Here is a 3710-nt window from a genome sequence, read left to right on the forward strand (position 1 = left end):
ATTGAAGACGGTGCCAGCTGAAAGCAACCCAACTGGTTATGCGACAAAATTGCAAGAAGTCTCTCTTGGGAAAGACACCATGACTGGTCACTGGGAAATCATGGGGCTCAACATTACAGAACCTTTTGATACCTTCTGGAATGGTTTCCCTGAAGAAATTTTGACTAAAATTGAAGAATTCTCAGGACGTAAGGTCATCCGTGAAGCCAACAAACCTTATTCTGGTACAGCGGTCATCGATGACTTTGGTCCACGTCAAATGGAAACTGGTGAGTTGATCATTTATACATCAGCAGACCCTGTGCTTCAAATCGCAGCTCACGAAGACATCATTCCTTTGGATGAGTTGTACCGTATCTGTGAATACGCTCGTTCCATCACTTTGGAACGTCCAGCTCTTCTAGGACGTATCATTGCTCGTCCTTATGTTGGGGAACCAGGCAACTTCACACGTACAGCCAACCGTCGTGACTTAGCTGTATCACCATTTGCGCCAACTGTTTTGGACAAGTTGAACGAAGCCGGTATCGATACTTATGCAGTTGGTAAGATCAACGATATCTTCAACGGAGCTGGTATCAACCACGATATGGGGCACAACAAATCAAATAGCCACGGTATGGATACCTTGATTAAGACCATGGGACTTCCTGAGTTCCAAGAAGGGTTCTCATTTACCAACTTGGTAGACTTTGATGCTCTTTACGGACACCGTCGCAATGCGCACGGCTACCGCGATTGCTTGCATGAGTTCGATGAGCGTTTGCCAGAAATCATCGCAGCCATGCGTGAAGACGATCTCTTGATGATTACGGCTGATCATGGTAACGACCCAACTTACGCTGGTACAGACCATACGCGTGAATACATCCCATTCTTGGCTTATAGCCCATCCTTCAAAGGTAGTGGCTTGATTCCAGTCGGACATTTCTCTGATATCTCTGCAACGATTGCAGATAACTTTGGTGTTGAAAAAGCCATGATCGGTGAAAGCTTCTTAGACAAATTGAACTAAGATGACACGCTTCGCTCTCCTCGTAAGAGGGATCAATGTTGGCGGGAAAAACAAGGTCGTGATGGCAGAGCTTCGAGAGGAGCTTCAAACGATCGGGCTGGATGGGGTAGAGACCTACATCAATAGTGGCAATATCTTCTTTGAATCTGCTGCTTCTAAAGCAGAATTGGTAGATTTGCTGGGACATTTCTTTCGTGATCGCTATCCCTTTATCCAGTCTTTTTCTCTCTTTTCAGCTGAGGACTATGCGCAAGATCTCGCTGCTCTACCAGCCTGGTGGCAGGAGAATCTGGCCCGCAAGGATGTTCTCTTTTACACAGAAGGCCTCAATCAGGATGCTGTCTGGGAGCTGGTCTCCTCTTTTTCGCTCGGTGATGAAATCATCCATCGTGGAAGACTTGGGATCTACTGGGGCAAATACTCAGAAGAGACCTATACAAAGACCGCTTACCACAAACAAGTCCTCAAAATGCCGGATTACCGTCTGTTGACCATTCGCAATGCCAATACATTTGACAAAATTGGCCAATTTTTAAGGAAATCATAAAGGAGATATGCAATGACATTATTAGCAAAAATCAATGAAACAGCTGCTTTTCTGAAAGGCAAAGGAATGGAAGCACCTGAGTTTGGCTTGATTCTTGGATCAGGTCTTGGAGAACTGGCTGAAGAAATCGAAAATCCAGTCGTGGTAGACTACTCTGAAATTCCAAACTGGGGTCGTTCAACGGTTGTCGGTCATGCTGGTAAATTGGTTTATGGTGATCTTGCTGGACGCAAGGTTTTAGCCCTTCAAGGACGTTTCCACTTCTACGAAGGAAACCCACTAGAAGTGGTGACTTTCCCAGTTCGTGTCATGAAAGTTTTGGGCTGTGAAGGGGTTCTTGTTACAAATGCTGCTGGTGGTATTGGCTTTGGTCCTGGTACTTTGATGGCCATCACAGACCACATCAACATGACTGGTCAAAACCCATTGATCGGTGAAAACTTGGATGACTTTGGTCCACGTTTCCCAGATATGTCAAAAGCCTACACACCTGAATACCGTGAGACAGCTCATAAAGTAGCAGATAAATTGGGTATCAAATTGGATGATGGGGTTTATATCGGTGTGACAGGTCCTACCTACGAAACTCCAGCTGAAATCCGTGCGTATAAGACGCTTGGCGCAGATGCTGTCGGAATGTCAACTGTTCCAGAAGTCATCGTTGCAGCACACTCTGGCTTGAAGGTCCTTGGTATTTCATGTATTACCAACTTTGCGGCTGGTTTCCAAGAAGAGCTCAACCACGAAGAAGTAGTAGAAGTGACAGAGCGCGTCAAAGGCGACTTCAAAGGATTGCTGAAAGCGATTCTTGCTGAACTCTAATCCAATGAAAGTACGACTCCAAAGTCTGCCCTACGGACTGAGGTTACTTCTAGCTACTTTATCCTTGGGAATAGGAACAGGTCTGGTCGGAATTGCCTGTCATTATCTACTAGAAGGGGTGCAAGAGCTGGCCTTTGGCCAAGCTAGTTCGGATTTGCTCCAGCAATTTCAAGAAGCTGGAGGTCTCCGTAGATTTCTAGTCTTGTGTGTGACTGGGTGCTTGGCAGCTGGCTTCTGGTATGTCCTGCAAAAGCGTTATCAGATCCTGTCTATTCGCCAGCAAATTGACTTAGCTGGAGACAGGGATCCAGCGCCCTTAGCCCACCTCCTTCATGCAGGGATGCAGGTGGCAATTGTTGGAGCAGGCGCATCGGTCGGAAAAGAAGGAGCCCCACGTGAGGTCGGGGCTCTTCTAGCTGGTCGTTTGGCGAAGGGGTTCTCACTAGCTCTCAAAGAGCGAAAAGTCTTGATCGCCTGTGGGGCTGGAGCTGGTTTGGCTGCGGTCTATCAGGTCCCCTTTGCCAGTAGCTTGTTCGTCTTTGAGACCTTAGGACTTGCCTACAGTTGGCAGAACTTTCTACTGGTTTTGACCAGTACTTATCTGGCCACCTGGGTTGCTCAGCCCATCGTTGGTCAGGAGGCCATTTATCACCTGTCCGCAGGCCCATGGTCGGCTAGCAGTTTCTTACAGGCTATTGTGATTGCTTTCTTAGTCACTCCCTTGGCTCTGGCCTTTGCTTTCCTCGCCAAGCGGGCTAGTCACAAACGGCGGAAAGATGGGACGATTCTTTGGGCTCTTCCTCTAGCCTTTCTAGTGTTGGGGAGCCTAGTAACCTTTTTCCCTATCTTTATGGGAAATGGCCAGGAACTAGCGCAAGCCCTCTTGTCTAGCCAGTCGATTCCTTATCTTCCACTGACTCTTGCAGTGAAGGGGCTTCTGGTTTATCTCCTCTTGCGCAATGGTGCCTATGGAGGGACCTTGACACCATCATTTGCCTTAGGGATTGGATCTGGCTATCTAGTGACCTTGCTTTTGACAGTTCTTGGGATTCATCTGGATCCTGCTCTAGGGATGTTACTAGGAGCGACAGTCTTTTTAGGAACAACCCTAGAAGCTCCTCTGACAGCCATTGCCCTGAGCCTTGGATTTACAGGCCAAACTTGGAATTTGACAATCCCGCTTGTACTTGCGGCTGGTCTGTCTTACGTGATTCGAAAGAGATGGGAGAATAAATGATGAAGGTACATTTTGTACTGCATGAAACCTTTGAAGTACCGGGCGCTTATCTAAAATGGGCGCAGGAGCGTGGCCATCAGGTGACCACG

Annotated in this window: 4 protein-coding genes and 1 pseudogene; all 5 read left to right on the plus strand. The window is 47.5% G+C overall.

Going from position 1 to position 3710, the window contains the following annotated elements; translation table 11 throughout:
• Nucleotides 1-1015 (plus strand): phosphopentomutase (locus SPADD19_RS06035; RefSeq protein ID WP_128861596.1); only part of this gene is annotated, 1015 nt, incomplete at its 5' end.
• Between the two features lies 1 nt (nucleotide 1016).
• A complete protein-coding gene (locus SPADD19_RS06040) occupies nucleotides 1017-1562 on the plus strand; it encodes a DUF1697 domain-containing protein (protein ID WP_061455518.1) in 546 nt (181 codons plus the stop codon).
• A 12-nt stretch (nucleotides 1563-1574) separates the two neighbouring features.
• Nucleotides 1575-2384, plus strand: a complete 810-nt coding sequence (locus tag SPADD19_RS06045) for a purine-nucleoside phosphorylase (protein ID WP_061455519.1) — start codon at nucleotides 1575-1577, stop codon at nucleotides 2382-2384.
• Between the two features lie 4 nt (nucleotides 2385-2388).
• A complete protein-coding gene (locus SPADD19_RS06050; protein WP_193390610.1) occupies nucleotides 2389-3621 on the plus strand; it encodes a chloride channel protein in 1233 nt (410 codons plus the stop codon).
• A pseudogene (locus tag SPADD19_RS13135) lies at nucleotides 3618-3710 on the plus strand (glutamine amidotransferase); the annotation flags it as partial. The gene SPADD19_RS06050 and the pseudogene SPADD19_RS13135, both read left to right, overlap by 4 nt.

The sequence above is a fragment of the Streptococcus parasanguinis genome, assembly GCF_001578955.1.
Taxonomy (GTDB): domain Bacteria; phylum Bacillota; class Bacilli; order Lactobacillales; family Streptococcaceae; genus Streptococcus; species Streptococcus parasanguinis_U.

Coding starts and splice junctions, on each gene's coding strand:
- SPADD19_RS06040 (WP_061455518.1), top strand. CDS start 1,017: ATGACACGCTTCGCTCTCCTCGTAAGAGGGATCAATGTTGGCGGGAAA.
- SPADD19_RS06045 (WP_061455519.1), top strand. CDS start 1,575: ATGACATTATTAGCAAAAATCAATGAAACAGCTGCTTTTCTGAAAGGC.
- SPADD19_RS06050 (WP_193390610.1), top strand. CDS start 2,389: ATGAAAGTACGACTCCAAAGTCTGCCCTACGGACTGAGGTTACTTCTA.